Origin of the sequence: Vibrio panuliri (genome assembly GCF_009938205.1) — a bacterium.
GTDB classification, from domain to species: domain Bacteria; phylum Pseudomonadota; class Gammaproteobacteria; order Enterobacterales; family Vibrionaceae; genus Vibrio; species Vibrio panuliri.
This window is the reverse complement of the sequence record NZ_AP019655.1, coordinates 1161536-1183275: the sequence shown is the minus strand read 5'-3', so window position 1 is coordinate 1183275 and position 21740 is coordinate 1161536. Positions and strand designations below refer to the sequence as shown.

The following is a 21740-nucleotide window of genomic DNA, read 5'->3' as shown; positions in this document are numbered from 1 at the left end:
GAAGTTGATGAGAATATTAAACAAGTAATAAATATATTCAAGGTTTTTGAGCGGTTTTTAAATGAACTTGAAAGAGACCCAAAAATTGGATTTAAACCACAGATTATAGTTTTAGAACATGCAGATGAACCTGAGTTTGAACAATATGTTAGATACAGATGGTCTTCAAATGGTCAAAAGTTGATATGATTTTGCCAAGGTCAAACAGCAATGTTTGACCTTAATATTAACTGCTAATGATACCTATGAAATAAATAAATGCTAACAATGCTCGGGGTCAGACCTTTCTTTTTTGCCCTAGCAAAATTTATCTGAGAGTCCGACATTCACCAGAAATCGTAACACTGAATTGTCCAGAACCGTTACAGTCGACACTTTAAAGCACTATAGTTAATTCGGAATTACTCAAGTTGAGCTTCCAATACTGATAAACATTTAGATGAAGAGAGTAACTGAAAGCTAAAAGAATATTAATAAGGATATTAAATGACTTCTTTTTCAACGCACGCTATGCATGCAATGGAATACAGCGCCACGCAAGACTTATTGCTTCGTACTCGTGTCACGAAAAAATGGTTCGACTTGACTGAAACGGCTAAGCAATTTTTAAAGACAAAAGATGCAAAATCGATCGCGAAAGCTGAAAAATTATTGTCCAAAGCATTGAGGCTTGCTCATAAGGAGCCATTAGCGAGAGCTTCAACCTGCCACGATTTAGGCGTTTTGCACTTTTCATATCACACTGAATTACCTGGTGGAACTTACCATAACTTAAACAAGGCTATTCAGTATTTTAACCGTGCGTTAGATACGCCTGAAAGGAAACGTATCCCAGAGAAGTACGCTTCTAGTCTCTCGCAATTAGCAGTAACTTATCGTAGGGCTGCAAATGAATATCTTTGGCCTGAACAAGATGTTCACTGCTTAGAAAAAGCCAAATCACTGCATGTTCAAGCAATTGATTTATTGAAGAGTAGTGAGGTTCCTCAGGCAATTAAGGATGGTCAACTATCAATTATATACTTCAATCTTGCGAGTGTGCTTTTTGATCAAGGACTTAATCAGAAGGCATGTGAATCGCAAGCGCTTTCTGTGAAATTGTACTTAGCCTATCGGAACTACGATTTACCATCGTTTATGAATGTCATGGCTCCAGAGCAAGCTCTAGGACTGAGTTACGCAAGATTGATGCATTTCTCCGATTCTCAACAACACAAAGATTTATGCAAAACCATTTTAGATATTGCACCGCACTTTGGAATCGATCCTCTAAAGATTATGTCAATTAGTCCAACAGGTGATCTTTCCGATCCCGAATTACAAGTTACATATCTTGTTGAGAAGGCAAGCGATAATCCAAGTGAAGAAAATGTATTGGCATTAAAGAGAAAGCAAGCTGAACTAATGAACAATCGTCGCTCCTGTCAAAGCGATCCCGAAGCTGACTACTTGGCATCTTTGGTACAAAGGATTTGCTCAGGCCTAGCGCGTATTCAAGTTTTACAGAACGATACTAAAGATGCATTAACATTTCTTGAGAATTGTAGTGCATTACGCTTCTGTGAAAGTGCCAATAAGCATTGGCAACTACCATCAACAGAACTTGCTGGTACTTTATGGAATGATTTTCTTCAGTTAGGTGCTTCTTATTACAATTTAAACGAACTAGCACTTATGCTAGAACATATAAAAGAAGAAGAACTACGTCCCATAATTCAAGAGTGTTATGAAAGCTCGAAGCGACCGTCAGTGTTAGAAGAACTCAATCAAAATACAGTCTTTTATAATGCGAGTAAGTTTGCTGAAGTTGTTTCTGGTGCTTTAGATGATATAGAACCAATCGAGTATATACGAAAGCAAGCGAGATATTGTTTCGAGGACTTCCAGAAAATAGAAAACCTTATTTATCGATTAGAGCCTAGCTTCTTAGAGTATCGAGGTAGTGATTTTGTCATAGATTTATCTCATTTTGAGAAGGCGTTGCGAGCGATTGATGACCTGACTATTGTGCGGATAGATATAGAGTCAGGGTTTAGTGATGCGCTTATTTTAGTTGTAGAGTCGATTAACGGTGAACTTATCGTTAAGGGACATACAGTTGAAATGCCTGATGGGTTAGTCAATCATCTCGCTGAGTTCATACGAGGGGAGTCAGGCATAGATGAACATTGGCCTCTAGATTTCGTTGATTGGAGCCAGATCTTACCTGAAGGATGTAAACGTATTGGTTTGCTGTCGTCGTTTTTTGCCTCTCAGATACCGTGGGCGGCTACTGGAATTGAGGGTGAAGAACTTTATACATTGGTTGATGAGATCAATTGGCTTCCAACAGTTCTATATCTTTGTAACCATGTGACGCACTTTAATAAGCGTAATGGTTCTAAATGTATCAATGGCGGTGAAACACGTTTTCACAATGTAGCGAACAAACACGCTTCAGGTCTCATGACTGATGTTCAAAAAGATGACTTTGTTGAAGTGGTTCGTACCAGTGAAGTCATATCCTATTATGGCCATTGTGCACATGAACTTCCTAATAGGCCTTATCTGAAAACGAAACACTTCGACATGAATGACTTAGAACTGGTTAACCAAGTCGCTGGAATGGAGCGCGTTGAGTTTTGGGCTTGTCAAAGCGGTAGTAATATTCCTTTGAGTGTCTTCTCTATCCCTGTTAATGAAGCATTTGGTTTCGATATGCGGATGATAGAGTGGGGTGCTGTTAGCTCAATCGGTTCATTGTGGGCTTTACCTGATATTGTTACAGCACATATCAAATCTCACTATGACCAACTTCTAAATAGTGGTTATTCACCTTCAAAAGCTCTACTCGCAGCTCAACGCTGGTGGGTTTCACACGGAGCTGAGGTTGAACTAAACAAAATGCGAGAGCTTGGACTATCGCCATATCTAAATACCCTAGGTTGTAATGAAAATTTGGCTGGGCTGTTGGGGCCAATGAAGACAAAAGAATCGCGGAATGAGGATGAGTTAAAACGAGCCGAGAGGTTATTCCTTCACCCTTCTTCTTGGGCTGGTTTAAGGTTTTGTGGCATTGCAGAACAGATAAATCAAGCTGTTTATTTAGATAAAGTAGATCTCACGGTTGATGAAGTAAATCAGCTAAAGAGCAGTTTAGCCAAACAAAAATTAAAATCTGGATTTATAAATTATGTTTGACGTGTTTGATGATTTATTCCCAATAACTGACTGGAGCGTTGAAGGTCGCAAGCAGTATCTTGAACAGCATAGACCATGTATTGAGTTGGTCTTGTATGAGGCATTGGAGGTATTTGATGAGCGAAAGGTATCCTTGACATTTGGTAGTCAGGCTAATGCAGTAGTTCGGATAATTGATATGTTTTTATCTGATGGTTTTGAAAACGAAAAGCTACCTAACGGTATACCGCGTGATATCAAGTTGTTCAGTCAAATAGATTACTGGTGCAAACTTAAGTCAGGGGTAGTTTTCGCTAGACTACAGCAACTTGGACATGATGAGGTTGATATAGTTGATAATCAAACAGACCGTGGGACTTTTGTTACAGATTTAGATCAGCTCTCGAAATGCCTTGGCATTTATAGCCAGTTAGTAGCAGCAAATATGGTCTATTTTTGGTTTCAGGCCAATAAGAAGTTGTTGGATGAACTAGGCCAAGTAGAGCCTCCCATTGAATCCAAATTTGAGGGATGTATTGACAAAAGTACTACCAGATACAAAGTGGATTCCTCATTTAGGTATCTATGTGTGTACCTTGATATCGAGTCGAAAATCCCAGGTTTTCGTTTGTACAAGAGTAAATACTTAACAAAAGGGGAAAACAAGCCGCAGTACACTGCGAAGAAAAACGAGAGGGAGTCTCATAATACAACTAGTGAAGTTAGATCGGTTGTTACAAAAATCATTGACTACTTTTGTAGGGTACACAGTGATGAACCAAGCTCTTTATGCCTAGCACTGTTTAAATCTGTAGGAAATACGACTCTATTGGATCAATATAAAATTAAGAGCAAAGATTATCCAAATATTGATGAGCTAAAAGATAAGCTCATCGCGCTCAAATCTCAAACGAAGAAGGAGGCAGAAAGTGCCGTTAGATAAACTTTCATTGGATGAGATGGTTCAAGGTCGAAACAGCAATACTGATGACTGGAAGGAACTGATTAAAGATCCAGAGCGTGAACGAGTCTGGAGTGAAGCTGTTAGGCGTAGAGAGCATCTTGATCAGTTTTGCTATTTTGCTGCCAAATGGCCACATTTTGTGCGCTATTATCAGCAAGCAAAGTGCTTTGTTAAACAGTCTATAAATTCTCCAATAGTATCCCTGATGCGTGATGGTGATCTATTAGGTGATTTAGTTTTATCGTTAAATGAGAAGGACGAGGTAAAGGAACCACTTTTGATCACCGTCGAGTGGGGAAATCAGCAGTTAATTGATATTCAAGGTGAGCAAACGGTATCGTTCAACGCCGAATCACAGATTCAAATACACTATAGGTACGAGGACTTAGAAGGTTGGATAACTTCTGATGATAAGTGGGAGTTTTCACCTGATGAAGGAGCTGTAATACTCACATTTATAGATGGTGATGTGATAAATGATGATCTAACTGCAAGTTTAAATCATTCAAAATCAGTGGGTTATGTGATCTTGTTGCCTTTGTTGAAATAAAAAGCGAAAAAAATCATTTTTCTATGCGTATAGACGTACCAACACAAAAAAGGTACGTCTAAATGCGAAATATTGTATTCAAATACCAACAAAGCAGTCCTGATCTGACCAGATCAAACTATGACTGTATCTGTCTTGTAGATAAAAAAATCTGGCGCGATCTGCCAAACTCGACTCGTCAAAAAACATTGAGTGTAGTGAACTCAATTGCTCTCGGTACGCCATTTACTGTGCTAGGCGGTAAAAACATTAGATCTAATCCATCCCTGATTCGATTCAGAATTGGGCGTAGCTTTCGCTTAATCCTATCTAAAGGGAACAAACGACTTACTTTCAAGCTTTGTCGACGACAAGGATATGAGCAACATTTTAAGCATTTTTAATATTGTTATTAGTTGGTTATGAGAGTGCGAAGCTTAAAAAAGTGAGTTGTATAGCTTTGTGGTTGTTGCATAGATAGGACTATGGATTTAGTTATGAGTAAGAATAAAAAATGCCTGCTAGTAACGTTTGATTACACTCAAAAAGGTAAAAGTGCGACTAGTTTTGCAGCAGGGGTGCTTCTATCCGAGTGCAGGCAGCACAAGGACTACGGTAAGAAGTTTACGGCTGAACACCTGTCAATTGATATGAATAAAAATAAGGCACTTAACCTGTCAGCAGGGGAGATAGTAAACATAATCAATGGGCAACATAAGCTGGAAGAGATTGATGGGTTAGCTCTGGGTTGTTACGTATGGAACACCGAGCTAATTGAGCCCTTGATAACGCAACTTAAGGATAAAGGTTTTGAGGGAAACATTATTCTTGGGGGATACCAGGTTCATGAGTCGAGCTGTGAAGCACTTTATCCTAGTGGTGATATCTACTTGCCCAGCTATGCAGAAGCCTCATTGCCAGAAGCGTTTATGCAGGATAAATTGATCTGCAAACTTATTTTAGACAACAAGTTTGAGTTTGCTTCACGTCATTCACCATATTTAAATGGTTCGATTGAGCTTGATGAATACCAGCCAATGGTGCATTGGGAAACGCAACGTGGTTGTTATTATGCGTGTTCATTTTGTGCTCACCGTGATGTGGCAGGCAATAAAGTACATGATTTCTCGATGGAAACAATTAAGAAGGAGCTGGACTTATTCAAAGAGAAAAACGTTCAGCGAATTAATGTTTTAGACCCAATCTTTCGAAAAGGACGCAGATCATACGAGATATTGGAGTACGCAATTGGGATTGGATTGGAAGCAGAACTCGTCTTTCAAGTGCGTTTTGAGGACATTAATGAGCGTTTGTTAGCGTTGTTTTCAAAGCTAAATACTCATCTCGAGTTTGGTTTACAGACTGCAATCAAGTCTGAATCTATCGTAATCAATCGACGCAACAATATTGAGAAAATATCTTCGGCTATCTCCATGCTTCAGGACAAGAGGGTGTCTTTTGAGGTCAGTCTCATTTATGGGTTACCGACGCAAACGCTAGAAAGTTTTTTCGAGAGCGTTGATTTTCTTAAACGTAGGGGAGTCTCAGAGGTTAAGGCATTTCCGTTGATGTTGTTAGAAGGCACGAAATTAGCAGCTGATAAAGAGTTATTCGGTATTAAGGAAGGTCATATCGACGGCTCGGGGATTCCACATGTTATCGAAAGCGATAGTTTTACAAAAGATGAATGGAAGGCTATGAGAGCGTTAGCCATGAAACTAACAAACCTAGAGGACTCAGCATGTTTATCGTAATCGAAGGTCTCGATGGTAGTGGTAAATCGACAGTGTCAAAACACTTAGCAGAAAAGTTAAATGCGAAATTATTAACGACGCCAGGAGCGGTTTTTAAAGATATACGTAAACAACTTGATATGGTGTTCGAACATAGCCCCAAAGCGAGACAATTGTTTTACATGGCTACCGTGCTCAACGTGGCAGATGAAGCTCAACGTTTGATAGATTCTGGTCAGCACGTAGTGGTTGACCGTTACTGGTTGTCAACTCAAGTGTATCACCACTGGATGAGCAATAGAAAATGCTACAAACTTGATGAGGTTGAAAGTGAACTCCTCCCACCAGATCTTACTGTCTATCTTGATTTGTCTGTTTATGAACGCATTGCAAGAATTAACAATAGAAACCACTGTACGCTTGAAGACAAACAGACATTAACTGAGCACGCAAATGATGAACTGCGTAGTTTTTATATAGGTATGCGTTATAGGAAGCCTGTAGGTGAGTGGCTCATGGTAGATGCTTCGCAAAGCGTGGAAGTGATCGTCGATAATATATTGAATAGTCTAGCATAACTGCCTAGATAGGGAGTAATAAGTATATTTATTCTGATTGAGTGCGTGAATTTTCATGCTTGTATTTATTCATGAACTGCTTATTTGGGAGTGTGTAACTCAGATTTGCCCAAAGGTAAGCTGACGGGGTATGTAACACGAAATTACCCCTTTCCGTGTCATCAGCAATATAGACGGGTATGATTTTTACTCATGCAATAAACGGTCATTTCCCATACCTGTAGTTATTCGTTTATTTCTAATTTAGCAAAAGCACTGACACAGAAATGTCCAAAGACATGTTACGAAGCCTTGTTTTGGGGTACGTTGTTTAAGGACAGACCACCAAGTGATGTCTTCAGCCATTTTGCGTTTACTTTTTCGGTACTAACCCCTGCAAAGGTTCATCAGATTGAGGTGAAACAACGTTGTCAGCCATTCCTGATATCATTGGTTTAACCAGCCAAATGTAATGCCAAGCGGATGGCAATTAAAGCCTCAAATAACCGTGATTGATTGCAAACTCTTTGTCGAACAGTTGGTGTAACGCCTTATTCAGTTTATCTACCTTTGCTTCGGTTTTACGGTCAAACACCATGATGACACCGTCTTTACTTTGGTACGCAGGCCAAAAGGGTAAATTCCCCCCGTTTGGGTTGCCTGTTTTGGCAAAATTTACCCAAGCAGTCGACATCAACTCAGCTAATTCTCTATCCTCTTTAGCCCAAGGTCTATCGACGGTATCTAGGTTGTTAAAGGCATAAACTAAATCTCCCATATGATAGGCGCCATGTTGGGCACTAAGTTCACCGGGCGGTGTTTTGTTAAATGAATACAGATAGATAGGCTTAGAGCCTGACATGATTTGTTGATATGCCCACTTTCGCATCGCCCAGTGGATTGACTCGGTTTTGGTTGAAACGAAGTGCTCCCATGCTTGACGGTCTGTTTTGGCTGGATGGAGTTTGAGATATTCTTGCGCGTATCCACCAAATGAGTGTTCCGCCCATAACTCAAAGGTACTTAAGTTCATCACATCAAGTGGCAAGGTCGCCGCTTCTTCTGATGTACCACCAATAAGCATAGGTACATCCATTTGCAGCCCTTTTTCATATACCTTAGATACGCTCTCAGGTAGCAGCCAACCATCGACAACAGGCCAAGCTTTATAAGGTTTTGCCATCAACGCTTGAGGTGATAGCTTTCTAAGTTGATGGATTGAACTTGCGCCTAAACGGTTAGCGTATTCAATACCTGCAGCCTCGTTATTTTCAAGCGTTGCGTGTCCTTTCATCGCAAAGACAGAGCCACTTTGGGCAATAATTTTGTGGAATAATCCTTTTGCCCTCGGCGAGGCAGACAAAATATGCGTGCTGATTGCACCGGCTGACAGACCAGAAATCGTCACGTTATTTTTATCGCCACCAAACTGGCCTATATTACGCTGCACCCATTCTAAGGCTGCGATTTGATCAAGTAAGCCATAATTGCCTGATGTGCGATTCGGTGATTCTTGGGTTAATTCCGGATGCGTCATAAATCCTAGAACACCAACTCGGTAGTTTATGGTAACCACTACCACGCCTTTTGCTGCAAGTGCCGTCCCATCAATGGAATCATCGCTACCCGAGCCCCAAACAAAACCTCCCGGGTAAAACCACACCAATACGGGGAGTTCTTCGTTAACTTTTGCCTCTGGCGCCCATACATTGAGATACAAGCAATCTTCACTATAAACATGAGGTGTGGGCAAAAATTCTTTTTGATAGAAAGATCCTTTTTCAGGCGGAGTTTGGATGCATGATGCGCCATATTCTTTGGCTCTGCGTATCCCTTGCCACTTGGCAATCGGTGCAGGAGGAGCCCAACGCAGATTACCTACAGGCGGCGCCGCAAAAGGGATGCCCTTAAAAATAGAGAGTCTGCTATCTCGGTTAACACTTCCCAAAAGCAGACCGCTATCTAGTTCAAGAAGTTTGTCGTCTAAATCAGAAAAAGGGGGAGTTTGAAACATAAAAACACTCTAAAACAGCGTAAGAAATGATTTGCTTATTAAGGCTGGGGGAGGGAACGCCGCTTGAGCAATATTGCTTGCCTTGCGTGGTGGTGATTGTCCAAAAAAGGCCAACATCAATGATGCTGGCCAAGTCTAGATTTAGAAGTCAATCTGCGCCAATAACCCTACAGTGCGAGCTTTTTGCAGGAGAGGAGAGTCGGTATAAACCTGTCCTCGAGCTTCATAAAGGATAACGTCATCAGAGTCGAATAGATTGTTCGCAAATAGCTTGATATGACCGTAGTCGAACACATAGGCAATCGAAGCGTTTACAGTGGTGTATCCAGAGATCTTACCTTCTTCGATATTGTCTGTGGTTGAGTAGTGATCACCCACGTACTGAACATTACCATTGAGCTCGAAATTACCTAGCCAGTAGTTTAGTCCAGCGGCACCAGTAAACCCTGGTGCACGAGCAAACTCTTTGCCGTCATAGATGCTCTGGGTAGTGTCACTAATTTTGGTTTTTAATAAGCCCACATTCGCAAATAGACTGAGATCGTCAGTTGCGTACCAGTCCATCGTGGCCTCTGCGCCATATGACTTGGCACCATCTAAATTGGAAATGGTTGAGCCAGTAAGTTGCTGTAGGTCTTCATAGTCGTTAAAGAAGATGTTGGTTGTAAGCTGCAGGCTTTGATCCATCAAACGGTGGCGTGTAAAGAGCTCATAGTTCCAAACCGACTCTTCATCAAATGTGTAAATTTCTGGTGGCATAGTGGTAAAGCTTACCCCGGCACCACCTGAACTAGAGCCTTTCGCTACACTCACGCCAAAGGTGTTGTTTTTGTCTGAGTGCCACGCCAACGCTAACTTAGGTAAAAAGTTGTTGTAGGTTTCATCAAGCTCCAGCGCAAACAGCCCTTCGCCACCTTGTCTAAAGCGTTTCTCACTTTCGTAACGGCCGACTGCTGTTAGCACTAGGCTATGGGTTAGGTTATAGATGGCTTGTAAGTAAACAGATTGTGTTTTGGTTTCATCCTCATAGTTTCCCATGCCATTAATCGCATCATCTTGGCTATTGCTGAAATATCTTGCACCCACCAGAAGATCGAGCTGTTCTGAATCGGAGCGATATCGAAGCGATGGCTCAATATGGTATTCCGTGCCTTGAATCTCTGCCGCAAACCGGTCGCCCGTTGGAACAATACGCTCTATTTCAAAGTCGGTGTAGTTGGTATTAAATGCCAACTCAATATTGGATGTGGCACCGTAGGTGAGATCCCATACATAGCTATTCGACTTGCCTTCAAACACCGGACGTTTGGAAGGAAACGGGGCAAATGGTGAGTCATCTGGCTCATACTCGCCTTGTGGTGCACGCGTATCATTGTGTGAAATGGTGATGGTAGAAGAAAGTTCTGGGATCTTGCTTGGCTCTACAAGTAATTTAGCTCGAATGACATTGGACTCAATTTCACTGGAATCCCCTGCTGGGTCATAGCTCACCAGCGCTACAGCACTCTCTTGATATTGCCTATCAGCACTGATACGAAATGCGACCTGATCATCAACAAGCACATCGTTATATACGATGGCGGTTTGTTGGAAACTATTGTTGCCCAACCCGCCTTTGGCTGAAAATTGTCGTTCAAAAATAGGGTCATTAGATTTTAATACGACTGTACCGGCAATCGAGTTTCGACCTTGGATATAGCTTTGTGGGCCAAGATACACTTCGGCTTGCTGTATATCCCACATTGAGCTCTGCCCATAGGCGAGTTCATTATAGGTGAGTGCTCGTCCATCCAAGGAAACATTTAGTCTCGGCTTAGCGCCAGAGATAAACGCGGCGGCGCCAACTCCTGGGCCAGAACCATCTAATCCTCGTACGGTCGCAATTTGGTTACCGTAACCAGTATCAACGATGTTCGGGCTCATCCTTAGTAGGTCTTGAGTCGTGTTAATGCCTTTCTCTTCCATCGAATCTTGGTCAAAAACAACAACACTAGCACTGGTTTCTTGAAGTGAACGCTCGGTTTTATCACCGTAAACCACTAGGGTTGGCACTATGCCATCTTTCGTCTCTTCAGCGGCGATAGCCAAACTTGAATGGATGCCAAAACAAGCAAAGGCAACTGCTGCGGCAAGGGTACTGAGCTGGTATCGGTTTGGCTGGCTTTTCGCTGAGCGCTCCGTGCGCAATAATTCCATTTGGTCATTCTCCTGATTTTTCAGTCGCCGTATTACAAGCGCTTGTGGCTTACATTACCTCGATTTTAAGTTCGTTGTGGATACGGCTTAGCACTGCTTTGTTAATTTTCCGACACGTAAATAACGTGACAATTGTCGTTAGGTCATGCTCTATAAATGGGAACTCAAATGAGGCCCCACTAACTGCATACCATTATTTTTAGCCAATTTATCGTGCTATACACATCGTGACTTTGATAATCATTCTCATTGGTTGGGCGTATGTTACTAAGGGTTGTTGGCACATACTTCTGAATTTGTGCTTTTCGATCAGGGAAGATAAATGGGTGGTGCGAAGCGGCAACGATAGGCTAGGTAACTATGGTTCAAAGTACATCGGTTCAAAGTACATCTGGTTCACAGTACATCTGGTATCCATGGCGCTTTAGGCACTATCATTGGCGAGCCTGTCACCGGGTCAGGAACAATTAGGCTGTCTAGGCCAAATACTTGCTTAACTAGCGACTCAGTCATCAGTTCTTCTGGGGAGCCTTGAGCAACAATTTTACCGCCGCTCAATACAATTAAATTATCAGCGTACCGACAGGCTTGGTTTAAGTCATGCAATACAGCAACGACCGTGTTTCCCCGTTGTTGGTTGAGCTTTTTAAACAGCTCAAGCAATTCAAGCTGATGGGATATATCTAAATAGGTCGTTGGTTCATCAAGCATAAGGATGGGCGTTTTCTGCGCCAGCAGCATCGCAATCCAGACTCTCTGTCTTTGCCCACCTGAAAGTGCATCCACGGATAACTCTGCAAACTCTTCGACGCGGGTAATACGCATCGCTTGTTTAACTGCTTGCTCATCTTCCGGGCTCCACTGGCTAAACAGCCCTTGGTGAGCATACCGACCGCGGGCAACTAACTCAGCAACGCTCACCCGTTCAGGTGTGGAAGAACTTTGCGGCAAAAAACCGAGTAATTTAGCGATCTCTTTGCTTGGCATCCGCTGTATCTGCTCACCATTTAACATGACGTGCCCCTGTTTCGGTTTCAGTAGGCGGCAGAGGCTTTTTAACAAGGTCGATTTCCCGCAGCCATTGGGGCCAACAATCACGGTTAATTTTCCACTTGGGATGTTGACGTCTAAGGCTTCACATATGATCTTTGAGCCATAGCCTAGTGTGAGGTTTTGCGCTCCGAGCGATGGGTTTTTAGCGGTTACAGAGTCAGAAATATGCATAATAGATTACTTAGTTAACGGGTTCTGGTCAGGAGCCACAGCAGATAGAATCCACCAATAATTCCGCACACTCTTCCAATCGGTAGATTGATATCAAGTGGAACCAATTGAGTGATGAGATCAGCGATAAGCAGTATCAGTGCTCCCATCAAAGCGGATGAGATAATCGGCAAATTAGCGGTGTTTCTTAATCGGACGGCGAGTTGCGGGGCAGCCAAGGCGATAAAAGCGATCGGTCCAGTTGATGCGGTTGCTAATGCGGCCAGTGATACACCTATTATCGTCATGATCAGGCGCAGTTTCAGCACTCGTATACCTAACGACTGGGCACGCAGTTCCCCTAACTCTAAGCCAGCAATAGCGGCGGAAAATAGTTTTGCGAGCGGCAGCAATAGTACAACGCCTGCGAACACGGGGAGGGCATGTTCCCAAGTTCTGGCGTGGAGTGACCCCGCTAGCCAGAGGTTGGCGGTGATGGCACTATCTATCTCCCCTTTGACGAGTAGCAGGCCGTTAAATGCACTCAATATAGCGCCAACACCAATTCCGGTTAACACGATATTTTGACGCTTGATGGTACCGCCTTGATAAGAGAGCGCCAGTACGACCGCAGCGGTTGCGAGCCCGCCGATAATCGCGCCAACTGCGACTTGAATAGAGCCAGCAGAAAAATAGATGATCTGAATCAGGGCGCCCGCTGCCGCCCCAGAGGTAAAACCAATAATATCGGGTGAGCCCAAGGGATTACGTGAAATGGACTGAAAGATAGAACCCGCTATCCCCAGTGCAGCACCGGCAAATACTGCGGTAATCACTCTAGGTAAACGGATATCCCATAAAATTTTGGCTTGAAAGCCAGATTCAGCACGTTGCGGGTCAAGCAGCAACTCAATAACTTGAGTCATAGTAAAAGGCAATTTGCCAACGCTTAGCGCAAACAGAGTCAAAGCGCATACGGTAAGCAACATTAAGGCTGCAATCGATACATTCTTAATATTCACCCTAATTGAAGCTGACTTAAAACGCAGCGCGTAGATATGTCGAGAGAAAAGTACTTTTGTAACGGTAACCACACTAACGCCTAATTAAAAATAGGAAAAAAGGCCCGCCAATCAATGCCACCATTATTCCGGCACTTATTTCATCGGGATGACCAACAATGCGGCCTAATATATCGGCGCAAAGCAACAGTAGCGCTGAAATCAGCATAGATGCTGGCAGAAGTTTTTTATGATCGGTTCCGACAATGAGCTTAGTAATATGTGGGGCGGTCAAACCAAGAAAGCTAATCGGGCCTGCAGCAGCAGTGGCGCTACCCGCCAATATCGTTACGACTAAGCAAGAGCCAGCCCAAACGAATTTAGGGTTAACGCCTAGTGTCATGCCTTTTTCAAAGCCTAAAACTATCGAATCTAATGGCTTAGCTAAGGCTAACGACATCAGCAGTCCAACAGCGATAAAAATAGTGACGGTATATAGAACGTCATAGCCACGCCCCTGCAATGAACCGACTGACCAGTGACGATACTGATGAAAGACTTCTTGGTGGCTATTAATGGTGATCAAACTGGTGACCGCCAGCAGCATAATGGTTAATGCGGTGCCCGATAACACCACTCGAACGGTATCAACCTTCCTTCCCCTGCCCGCAAAAAGGTAAACCATAAAACCAGACAATGCAGCGCCTAACAGCCCAAGCCAAACATAGCTTGTGAGGCTCGTTAGGCCGAACAGTGCAATACCTATCACTACCATGGTCATTGCGCCAGCATTGACCCCAAGGATCCCCGGATCAGATAAAGGGTTGCGAGTCAGGGCTTGCATGATGATGCCAGAGACTCCAAGCGCCGCGCCAACCACGACAGCAAGTAGAGTTCGTGGAATTCGCAAGTGGTGCACAACTAGGTGTTGAGAGTTATCTGCATCAAAGTGAAATAGCGCCTCTAGAGTGGTGGCTGCGGCAATGTCTCTTGAGCCAACAAAAATGCTGAGCAGCATCAAAACTGGTAAACATATAACGGCTAGCACTAAAGGGATGTTTATTCGATCTGTTTTTCGCTGCTCAATGTGAGCCGCGAGATCGGTCACTGAGTTCAATTTTTCTGGCACAATCACTCACTAGACCCTAACTTCCAAATCGCTTAAGCATATTGTTGATAATCTCTTTCGAACTATATAGATCAACACGGAACGTATTCTCACCAAGCCCATACACTTGCTGGTTTTTTACCGATGGTAGGTTCTGTAAAACTTCATCTGACATTAAGCGCTGGGCACGTTGATCAGTCGCCTCAAGTAAGAAACTGGTCTCAGCGGTAAGCTGAGTTAGCTTTTCATAGTTGACGCGCAAAAAGTCACTATGAAAAGCAGGGCCGGTATGCCAGTTAGGGTCTGGCGATTCAAGCTGAAAGCCTAAAGCCGACAGTAGTAGGGCATGTGCCCCTTCTGGTTTTGCTACGGCATTGGTCACTCCGGGGCCATGGTAGCTAATAATATTGGCTTTTCCTTCTGGAAGATTTAGTTGGGTCTTGGCTTTCGCAACCAGTAAGTCAAACTCAGCAACTGTTTTTTCAACTTGTTTTTCACTGCCTAATGCCTCACCCAACTGCTTAGCTAACTCCTGCCATGATTGGGTGCTGTAATCGACAATAATTGTTGGCGCAATTGATTGAAGCTCTTTAATTTGATTGAGTGCTGAGTCAGCGCCAGATTTGGAAACCACAATCAGATCAGGCTGTTCAAGGTAAGCCGATTCAAGGTCCACACTGCCAGCAGGCCAAAGTTTCTTTATTGAGCGTTCAGTTGCCACTTCCTGCCATTGACCAAAAAAGCCACCGGCAGCGTCGGTGGCACTTGCAATTAACGGCGCATCAATGGCGAGCAAAGTACCCGTTACGGTTACTGAGGTAGAAAGTACTCTAGTTGGCTGAGCCATTATGGTTGTGCTGCTTCCATCGGCATTAACAAAACTTCTCGGCCAAGCCAGAGCACTGGTTGAGGCGGCTGCGGTTAATACAGCCACCAGAGCTAAAATAATCTTTTTCATCAATGATTAAGACTCTTGTCAAATGTAGAGATAGTCACTTTGTTGGTGAGCTTGGTTTTCTCCCACTGGGATGTTGAATAAGGCATCGGGTAGAGCGCTTTATCCAAAAACATCCTTAATTGTTGGGTGCGAGCCAAAGAGTCGCGCCCATCACGCTGACCATGTGCCAATAATACCTGCGGGCAAATAGAACCGTCCCGCCACTGAGTTAGCTGCAAATATGCGGTTCCAAATAAAATGTACGCAAAGCCATCGCGAGTCAGTTCCGCGGGCATTTCTCCATTAAGAACGCCTTGCTCATAAGAGCCTCCATGCATGGAAATGGGACGTTGTTCTGCTGTTTGATAGAGAACGCTTCCCCAGGCGGTATCCAAGGCAAAACCAAGTTGTTCAAGCTCTGTAACTGATTGTTTTAATGCCTCTAATATCGCAGTTTGGCTTTGTGGCGTATGAAGGAGTTCTGATTCAACCTCAGGGTTACCAAAACCGACCACTCTAACTAGCTTAGCCTTGACTACCTTCCCCCAGAGCTGATGAAACAGTAGCGCCCCGCGACTGTCTGGGTTGTTCTTGCGATCCCAGTTTGCCAATACTTGAAATGCCTGCTTGATTGGCGCTGTGCAATCGCTTGGCTCTAGAGTTAAAATCCAATCAAGAAAGGTTTCTGCGGCGTAGTTGCGGTTATCAAATACCACCTCTAGCGCCTGTTGAGCGCTAATCTTGCCGTTGGCGCTTAACTCCTGCATTCGCTTATATGACATGATCAGGCGAGGATCATAGTCAAGCCGAGCTGCTGCGAGTGTATGCAGTTGTTTGTGTTGACCAAATACAGATGGGTAGTCAGGCTGCTGTTGACCAAACTCGCTGTATTTATAGCTGTTGTTAGTATTGTGGATAATGCCACGTGAGATAATGCTGGGATAAAATGACTTGGCCGCAAGCAGTGGTCTCTGGTTATTGTCACGGAACGAGTTTTTGGTCTGGCTGCCATCTAAGATGTTAAACGCGACACCTTCAATACCAATATGCGCACTTGCCATTGTTTCGTCTGTGATTGGCGGAACATTACCGGCGACCACGTAACCTACATCGCCATGCTTGTCCGCCACAACAAGCTGGCAAAGCACACCGCGATGCTGTTCAATCTGCTCGATAAACTCTCTGGTTGAGCGAGCCTTAGCGGCAGACAAAAACTGATCTAAGCCTTTAGCGTTCCTCTCACCTGGGTTAGTGATTGCATACCAGCCTGCTGGCTTATTTGGCGATTGAGGAAGCTGGAAAAGTGTCCCTAAATGTGACTGTGCAAACGGGTAGGTTTGAATGGTGACTTCACCGGACTCTTGCAGTGTCTCAATATCAATGTGGCGAATAGTTGCGCATTTATAGTCGCCATCCAGCAAGTACTTAATCGAGCCTTGTTCGATCTTCACATCCATAAATTGCATAACGTAAGAAGTGACAGTCGCGGCATCCAAAATGCTCCAAGAAACATCGGCATTGTAGCCGGTCAACGGCAATGGAAAGCCTAAGAAAGTGGTGCCTGCCACATCAAGCTCACCCGGAATCGTTAGGTGACACTGATGCATGTAAATACGTATTTGATGTGGGTTTCTTTGCCAAGCAGAATGGGGATTCCCAACCAAGATAGCACTATCACCTTCAACGACATCTCCACCGTACGCCCATGCATTACTGCCAAAGCCGCCTTCGACTTCAACTGGCTTGCTATGTGGCGATTCCTGATCGCTTGGTGTGTTAGCGTTAATGCAATTAGCTGTTGCAACCAAATGGGGGCCGATTTCAATCAGCTCTTTCATCACCCCAAAACGCATGGTAAAGCGTACAACGTCTTCAACTTCGAATCGAATCATCGGTTCTTGACCAATGATCTGCTGGTATTGAGTCTCAGATAGGTTATCAACGAAGTAGTTAAGGCCATTCACATAGCCAACGATATAGTCTTGGGTCTCTGAATTTAGTCGTTCAAATTCTTCCTTTACCCACTCATCTGGCACTCTAAGTTTGAACATTAAGTCAGAGTTGAGGTTAGTGGTTTTGAGAAAACCTAATGTCGAGAAGGCTTCAGCCCCATAATACTTTGAGCGCTGGCCACGCATTGCTATTGCCTGCCCAACCAGTTCAATTAACCTATCTCGGGCATGAGCATAGCCATAACCAAACCCTAAGCTTTCATAGTTTTCTGCTTGGATACGAGGGACATCCATCTCGGTCCATGAAATCTCTACTTGGCTAAATTTTCCTTGGTTTTTATAGGTTAACGTTTCGCTCTCTGGAACAGATTGAGAAAACTGAGTCATGCTGTTTATTCATCCTAGTTTTTATACCCAAGTGGCTTCAAGATGCAGTATTCAGAGCTTTGTCACTGGTTTCGATTCAAGGCAGAGGTGAAGGAAATAGCAGCTCTATTTTCAATACCTCTAACGCGGAAGTGAAGCGAGTGAAAGGCTCCCGAAGGACGAGTCTGCTTAGCTCGCTAGCCGCGTTATCGCTTTTTGATTTAGAACCACTAGATCGGCAAAGCAATGCCTTACTATCAAACCAAGTAGTTCTCGCTGAACCTAGCATCTCAAGGTTACTTGGGAATACAATTACCCGACACTTGATCAACAACCGGTTCAGACAATCAATGAATCCATTTGATCATCTCAAAGCTGCTGCCTCAATGTCCTTTCTTTTTGATATGATAATCATTATCATTAACAAACCAGTGATGATACGAAGTTTTATCTCTCTATACTTCTGAATTTGTGCTATTCCTGCCAAATTTTAAGGGGTAGTGGGAATACTAGGCGGAAGTATTTAGTTTGTGCAGAATCAAGCTATTGATATAAAAACGATTTTTATATGGAAATAACCAATAAGACCATTAACAATGCCATCGAGTACATTTTCGACAACCTAACCAATGAGCTAGGTGTGGAAGAGGTGGCAAGTCATTGTAACTTATCAAAATTTCACTTTAGTCGATTGTTTAAAAAATCTACCGGCGAAAGTATTTATTCGTTAATTAAACGCCTGAAAATGGAAGACAGTGCCATCGTACTAGGGGCTAATACCAACAATAGTATTACCAATATTGGTTTAGGTTACGGATACAGCTCATCCAACTACAGCTCAGCATTTACTAAGCACCATGGGATCTCTCCTGCGAAATTTAGAAAACTCAAGAAAGACAAGAAATTTGACTTAGTAAGCCATGTCGATGGGAAAGAGTTTATATATCAAGACTTTGAATACTATAATAAAAATGTAGTGATTCAAGAATTAGAAGATATACGAGTAATCTATCGACGCTATATTGGTGACTATGGCGATCTTGTCCATCATTGGCCGAAGTTTATCGATGAGCATAGTTGCCTAGTCCAAGATGCTTCCCAGTTAATAGACGTATGTTATAGCGACCCAAACATCACAGATAAGAGCCGTTGTATCTATGATATTTGTATAAAAATAGATCCTGATACTCGTTTACCGCTACACAGTACCGCGGACACTCGCATTATCAAAGGCGGGAGGTTTGCATCTTACTCAGCGAAAGGAAACCCAAGCGTCATTGCCCACGACTATAAAGGCATTTTTAATGTCTGGCTGCCTAACAGTGGTTACAGTTTGGATAATCGAATTAGGTTTGACTCATATAGAGTGGTTAACCCAGACGAGCAATATTTCGAAGTTGACATTAATCTCCCCATATAGGAGAGATTAATGTCGAACTTATTGTTATAGACTTTAGAGCTAGCAGCGCAAGAACAACGCTATTTAGCTTGACTGCACTTAGTTGTACTTGATGCGGTAGCTTTCAAGTTTGATGTTCCCTGGATTGCTCGGCGCAACGTGGTAGTTAATGTACTCTTGGTCGATCTCAACCACATGCCAGAAGTTGGATGTCTCTAGTTTTTCATCAACTGGCTTGTTAACAGGCTTTTGACTGAAGATCTCTGTCCATTTCTCTGGGTTCATATCAGCAGGTGTTTTGCCTTTGATGCTGCTACTTAGTAGTTTAAAGCGATTAACACTATCTTTGTTGTATTCCCAATACGTTGTTGGCAAGTTGGTCATATCGATTTTTGTGTCTGTCAGATGTAAGTCTGCTTTGTAGCTGACGCTAAGATCGTTGTTTACGCGAGCAACGTTTGCAGAAACCATCTGATTTCCATCCATCTTAAACTCAACAACTTTGTTTGCCGAAACCTCAAATGCGCGAGTGCCAGTATAGTCAGTAAGTGTGTAAGTCAGACCTTCTGCAGGCTTGATGTTGTTCAAGAACTCAATGCCGTTGTCTACTGATCCTGCTTCAAGCAACTTACGGTAAACAAATATTTGAGCCAGTCCATTCATGTTGTGCTCAAGCTGGAATTTAGAGTGTGGGCTGAAAGTATGAGCTGCCCCTTCTTTGGCATAGATACCGTGACCACCGACCATGCCAGCAAATGCTGTCATTAGAATGACAGAGCCATCGTCGTTAACGTGCTTGATAAGACTTTGAGAGCCTTCCATTGCGCGAATCCAATCTAACGTGTAACCAACGGATGCCTTGTTGTCTCCCCATACGGAAGCATGTGAACAGTGACCTGGGATAGCACTGCCGTGTTGAGCTTTTTCCATGGCAAGCATTGGGTCAATGCCTGTCATATCTTCAATCACCCAAAACATGGCATCATATGAGGTCGCATTCCATGCAAAGATCTCTTCAAACGAAAGACCCGAACCATCGGCAATACCTTGCATCTCTTCTACTAAATCTGGAACTTCCTTTTTGGCTGTGGCTAACAAGCCTGTGTTGTTAAAGATGTGATTGTGGAAGTCTGCATATTTCAGGTCTGTACCTAATGAACTCAGTAGGTTGCTAACCATGTCATATTTAAAGCGGTTTACCGCATGGCGAATAACTTTGCGCAGCTCTCTACCATGTTTGTAGCCGCGTTCGTAGCTGGTGCCTGATACCTCAACGGTGAAGAACTCAGATGCATCGTTTGAAATACTTACTTGGTGCTCTACTGGTGGAACACCAGCAATAGCCCTGTTGGATACAAAAGCACCAGAAGCGCTTAGCGCGATAAGTGAAGCCAAGATAGTTTTCTTCATACAATTCATCTCTATTCTGTTGTTTAGATGGCTCTATACTAGGGCTAAATCTCGAATAGTATAAATTGGTTATTATTCGATATTCGAATAGAAAGGCGTGTGGGAATTGGCGGAGGTATCTGGTTTGCATCGCCATTCTGGATGGCGACTGCTTTAAAATAAGCCCTTCGCATAAGCGGTAGGGAGAGCGTCTTAATATAGTGAGCTGATATAAAAACTCTTTCGCAACTGGTGGTTTAGGATTGATTGCTTACAAGTTAAATGTGACTCGATTTTTGCACGGTAAAGTGTTCAATGATGGTTCTACAAACTTTTCCTATATTACGATTTGATGCCCAGACAAAATCTAAGGCTGAGTGCATTTGGGTTTGATTAAACTCAGGTTCTATCGTTATCAAAGAGCCTAGTTCAAATCGTTCAGCACACCAATCAGAAGGTAAAATGCCCCACCCAAGTCCCAGCTCAATTAGGTGGCTGCATTGGGTGAGGTTGTCTGCTTGCCATGTATCTTGAGAGAAAATGGAAGTTTTGCTCAATACAGGATGATGCAGCATAGACTCACAGATAATTTGCCGAGCAGCCAATAGCTCTTCATTCGAGATAATATCAAGTGAAGCAAGTGAGTAATCTGGGCTACATACACATAGCCACTTATATTGATGGATTGATGCAAAGTTGAGGTATTGAGGGTAAGCGTCTGCCCCAAAATGTATACCTAGATCAACGGTATGATCTAGCAAAGCTTGTTGCAGTGATAAGTGGTTAAGCAGCCGAATTTCTACCTCGGTATTGGGAAACTCTCGATCTATTTTAAGCAAGATAGAGTCTAAACAGGAGAGTGGCGCAGCAGGATCAGTTCCGATGACAACTTTACTCTCAACTTCGTTGTTGATTGCCAACGCGTAGCTGTTCATCTTATCCGCTTGGCGCAGTAAAAGTTTTGCCTGATGATAAAGTCTATTGCCTGCTTCGGTGAGCGTTGGCTTACGAGTATTGCGATCAAACAACTCTATATCTAACTCATCTTCAAGGTTGCTCACCCCGATGCTGACGGAGCTTTGGCTTTTCTGCAGCTTTCTTGCCGCGGCAGAAAATGAACCTTCTTCAACGGTTGTAACAAATGCTAAAGTCTGTTCGAGGTTGAACAAAAGAGCGACTCCTAAAGAGATGTTTTATTACGCATCAAGTTAACGTTTTATTGGTCATATAGCA

At 43.2% G+C, this 21740-nt stretch carries 17 protein-coding genes; 8 read left to right on the top strand and 9 right to left on the bottom strand.

What is annotated here, in order from left to right; translation table 11 throughout:
• Positions 1-15: 15 nt before the first annotated feature.
• The 7 genes from GZK95_RS22510 to GZK95_RS19985 all read left to right on the top strand — a co-directional run bounded on the left by GZK95_RS22510 (position 16) and on the right by GZK95_RS19985 (position 6963).
• Entirely contained in the window at positions 16-189 is a 174-nt protein-coding gene (locus tag GZK95_RS22510) for a DUF3732 domain-containing protein (protein ID WP_197740195.1), read from the top strand.
• Between the two features lie 297 nt (positions 190-486).
• The gene (locus GZK95_RS20005) at positions 487-3180 is read left to right on the top strand and encodes a CHAT domain-containing protein (protein ID WP_075715838.1); all 2694 of its coding nucleotides are present in this window, start codon (positions 487-489) and stop codon (positions 3178-3180) included.
• Entirely contained in the window at positions 3173-4102 is a 930-nt protein-coding gene (locus GZK95_RS20000; protein ID WP_075715837.1) for a hypothetical protein, read from the top strand. The genes GZK95_RS20005 and GZK95_RS20000 overlap by 8 nt, the downstream gene beginning before the upstream one ends.
• Positions 4089-4673 carry a hypothetical protein gene (locus GZK95_RS19995; RefSeq protein ID WP_075715836.1) on the top strand — a complete coding sequence of 195 codons (585 nt, stop codon included), beginning with the start codon at positions 4089-4091 and terminating at the stop codon, positions 4671-4673. The genes GZK95_RS20000 and GZK95_RS19995 overlap by 14 nt, the downstream gene beginning before the upstream one ends.
• 62 nt (positions 4674-4735) lie before the next feature.
• A complete protein-coding gene (locus GZK95_RS22565) occupies positions 4736-5056 on the top strand; it encodes a ParE family toxin-like protein (RefSeq protein WP_075715835.1) in 321 nt (106 codons plus the stop codon).
• 93 nt (positions 5057-5149) lie between these two features.
• Entirely contained in the window at positions 5150-6406 is a 1257-nt protein-coding gene (locus GZK95_RS19990; protein WP_075715834.1) for a B12-binding domain-containing radical SAM protein, read from the top strand.
• Positions 6394-6963 carry a dTMP kinase gene (locus GZK95_RS19985; protein WP_075715833.1) on the top strand — a complete coding sequence of 190 codons (570 nt, stop codon included), beginning with the start codon at positions 6394-6396 and terminating at the stop codon, positions 6961-6963. Before GZK95_RS19990 ends, GZK95_RS19985 begins: the two co-directional genes overlap by 13 nt.
• Positions 6964-7432: 469 nt before the next feature.
• On the opposite strand, the gene GZK95_RS19980 is transcribed toward GZK95_RS19985, so the two are convergent.
• From GZK95_RS19980 to GZK95_RS19950, 7 genes are all read right to left on the bottom strand, one after another.
• Entirely contained in the window at positions 7433-8956 is a 1524-nt protein-coding gene (locus GZK95_RS19980) for a carboxylesterase/lipase family protein (protein ID WP_075715832.1), read from the bottom strand.
• 141 nt (positions 8957-9097) lie between these two features.
• Positions 9098-11152: a TonB-dependent receptor gene (locus GZK95_RS19975; RefSeq protein ID WP_075715831.1), complete on the bottom strand. Its 2055-nt coding sequence runs from the start codon at positions 11150-11152 to the stop codon at positions 9098-9100.
• A gap of 396 nt (positions 11153-11548) precedes the next feature.
• Positions 11549-12376, bottom strand: a complete 828-nt coding sequence (locus GZK95_RS19970; protein WP_075715830.1) for an ABC transporter ATP-binding protein — start codon at positions 12374-12376, stop codon at positions 11549-11551.
• Positions 12377-12390: 14 nt separating this feature from the next.
• On the bottom strand, positions 12391-13449 hold the full coding sequence (locus GZK95_RS19965) for a FecCD family ABC transporter permease (protein ID WP_075715829.1): 1059 nt from the start codon (positions 13447-13449) through the stop codon (positions 12391-12393).
• A 1-nt stretch (position 13450) separates the two neighbouring features.
• Complete coding sequence (locus GZK95_RS19960) at positions 13451-14374, bottom strand: FecCD family ABC transporter permease (protein WP_139315087.1); 924 nt, start codon at positions 14372-14374, stop codon at positions 13451-13453.
• 127 nt (positions 14375-14501) lie between these two features.
• Positions 14502-15422 carry a Fe2+-enterobactin ABC transporter substrate-binding protein gene (fepB, locus tag GZK95_RS19955; RefSeq protein WP_075715828.1) on the bottom strand — a complete coding sequence of 307 codons (921 nt, stop codon included), beginning with the start codon at positions 15420-15422 and terminating at the stop codon, positions 14502-14504.
• Complete coding sequence (locus GZK95_RS19950; RefSeq protein WP_075715827.1) at positions 15422-17740, bottom strand: penicillin acylase family protein; 2319 nt, start codon at positions 17738-17740, stop codon at positions 15422-15424. Before GZK95_RS19950 ends, fepB begins: the two co-directional genes overlap by 1 nt.
• Positions 17741-18287: 547 nt before the next feature.
• Between GZK95_RS19950 and GZK95_RS19945 the strand changes: the two genes are divergently transcribed.
• On the top strand, positions 18288-19139 hold the full coding sequence (locus GZK95_RS19945; protein WP_075715826.1) for an AraC family transcriptional regulator: 852 nt from the start codon (positions 18288-18290) through the stop codon (positions 19137-19139).
• A 78-nt stretch (positions 19140-19217) separates the two neighbouring features.
• Here the strand turns inward: GZK95_RS19945 and GZK95_RS19940 are convergent, their stop codons facing one another.
• Together GZK95_RS19940 and GZK95_RS19935 are read right to left on the bottom strand one after the other, a co-directional pair.
• On the bottom strand, positions 19218-20528 hold the full coding sequence (locus GZK95_RS19940; RefSeq protein WP_075715825.1) for a C45 family autoproteolytic acyltransferase/hydolase: 1311 nt from the start codon (positions 20526-20528) through the stop codon (positions 19218-19220).
• A gap of 257 nt (positions 20529-20785) precedes the next feature.
• Complete coding sequence (locus GZK95_RS19935; RefSeq protein WP_075708738.1) at positions 20786-21676, bottom strand: LysR family transcriptional regulator; 891 nt, start codon at positions 21674-21676, stop codon at positions 20786-20788.
• Between the last annotated feature and the right edge of the window lie 64 nt (positions 21677-21740).

Excerpts from the sequence above, each read along its gene's own strand:
- GZK95_RS20005 (WP_075715838.1), top strand. The coding sequence starts at position 487 with ATGACTTCTTTTTCAACGCACGCTATGCATGCAATGGAATACAGCGCC.
- GZK95_RS20000 (WP_075715837.1), top strand. The coding sequence starts at position 3,173 with ATGTTTGACGTGTTTGATGATTTATTCCCAATAACTGACTGGAGCGTT.
- GZK95_RS22565 (WP_075715835.1), top strand. The coding sequence starts at position 4,736 with ATGCGAAATATTGTATTCAAATACCAACAAAGCAGTCCTGATCTGACC.
- GZK95_RS19990 (WP_075715834.1), top strand. The coding sequence starts at position 5,150 with ATGAGTAAGAATAAAAAATGCCTGCTAGTAACGTTTGATTACACTCAA.
- GZK95_RS19985 (WP_075715833.1), top strand. The coding sequence starts at position 6,394 with ATGTTTATCGTAATCGAAGGTCTCGATGGTAGTGGTAAATCGACAGTG.
- GZK95_RS19980 (WP_075715832.1), bottom strand. The coding sequence starts at position 8,956 with ATGTTTCAAACTCCCCCTTTTTCTGATTTAGACGACAAACTTCTTGAA.
- GZK95_RS19975 (WP_075715831.1), bottom strand. The coding sequence starts at position 11,152 with ATGGAATTATTGCGCACGGAGCGCTCAGCGAAAAGCCAGCCAAACCGA.
- GZK95_RS19970 (WP_075715830.1), bottom strand. The coding sequence starts at position 12,376 with ATGCATATTTCTGACTCTGTAACCGCTAAAAACCCATCGCTCGGAGCG.
- GZK95_RS19960 (WP_139315087.1), bottom strand. The coding sequence starts at position 14,374 with ATGCTGCTCAGCATTTTTGTTGGCTCAAGAGACATTGCCGCAGCCACC.
- fepB (WP_075715828.1), bottom strand. The coding sequence starts at position 15,422 with ATGAAAAAGATTATTTTAGCTCTGGTGGCTGTATTAACCGCAGCCGCC.
- GZK95_RS19950 (WP_075715827.1), bottom strand. The coding sequence starts at position 17,740 with ATGACTCAGTTTTCTCAATCTGTTCCAGAGAGCGAAACGTTAACCTAT.
- GZK95_RS19945 (WP_075715826.1), top strand. The coding sequence starts at position 18,288 with ATGGAAATAACCAATAAGACCATTAACAATGCCATCGAGTACATTTTC.
- GZK95_RS19940 (WP_075715825.1), bottom strand. The coding sequence starts at position 20,528 with ATGAAGAAAACTATCTTGGCTTCACTTATCGCGCTAAGCGCTTCTGGT.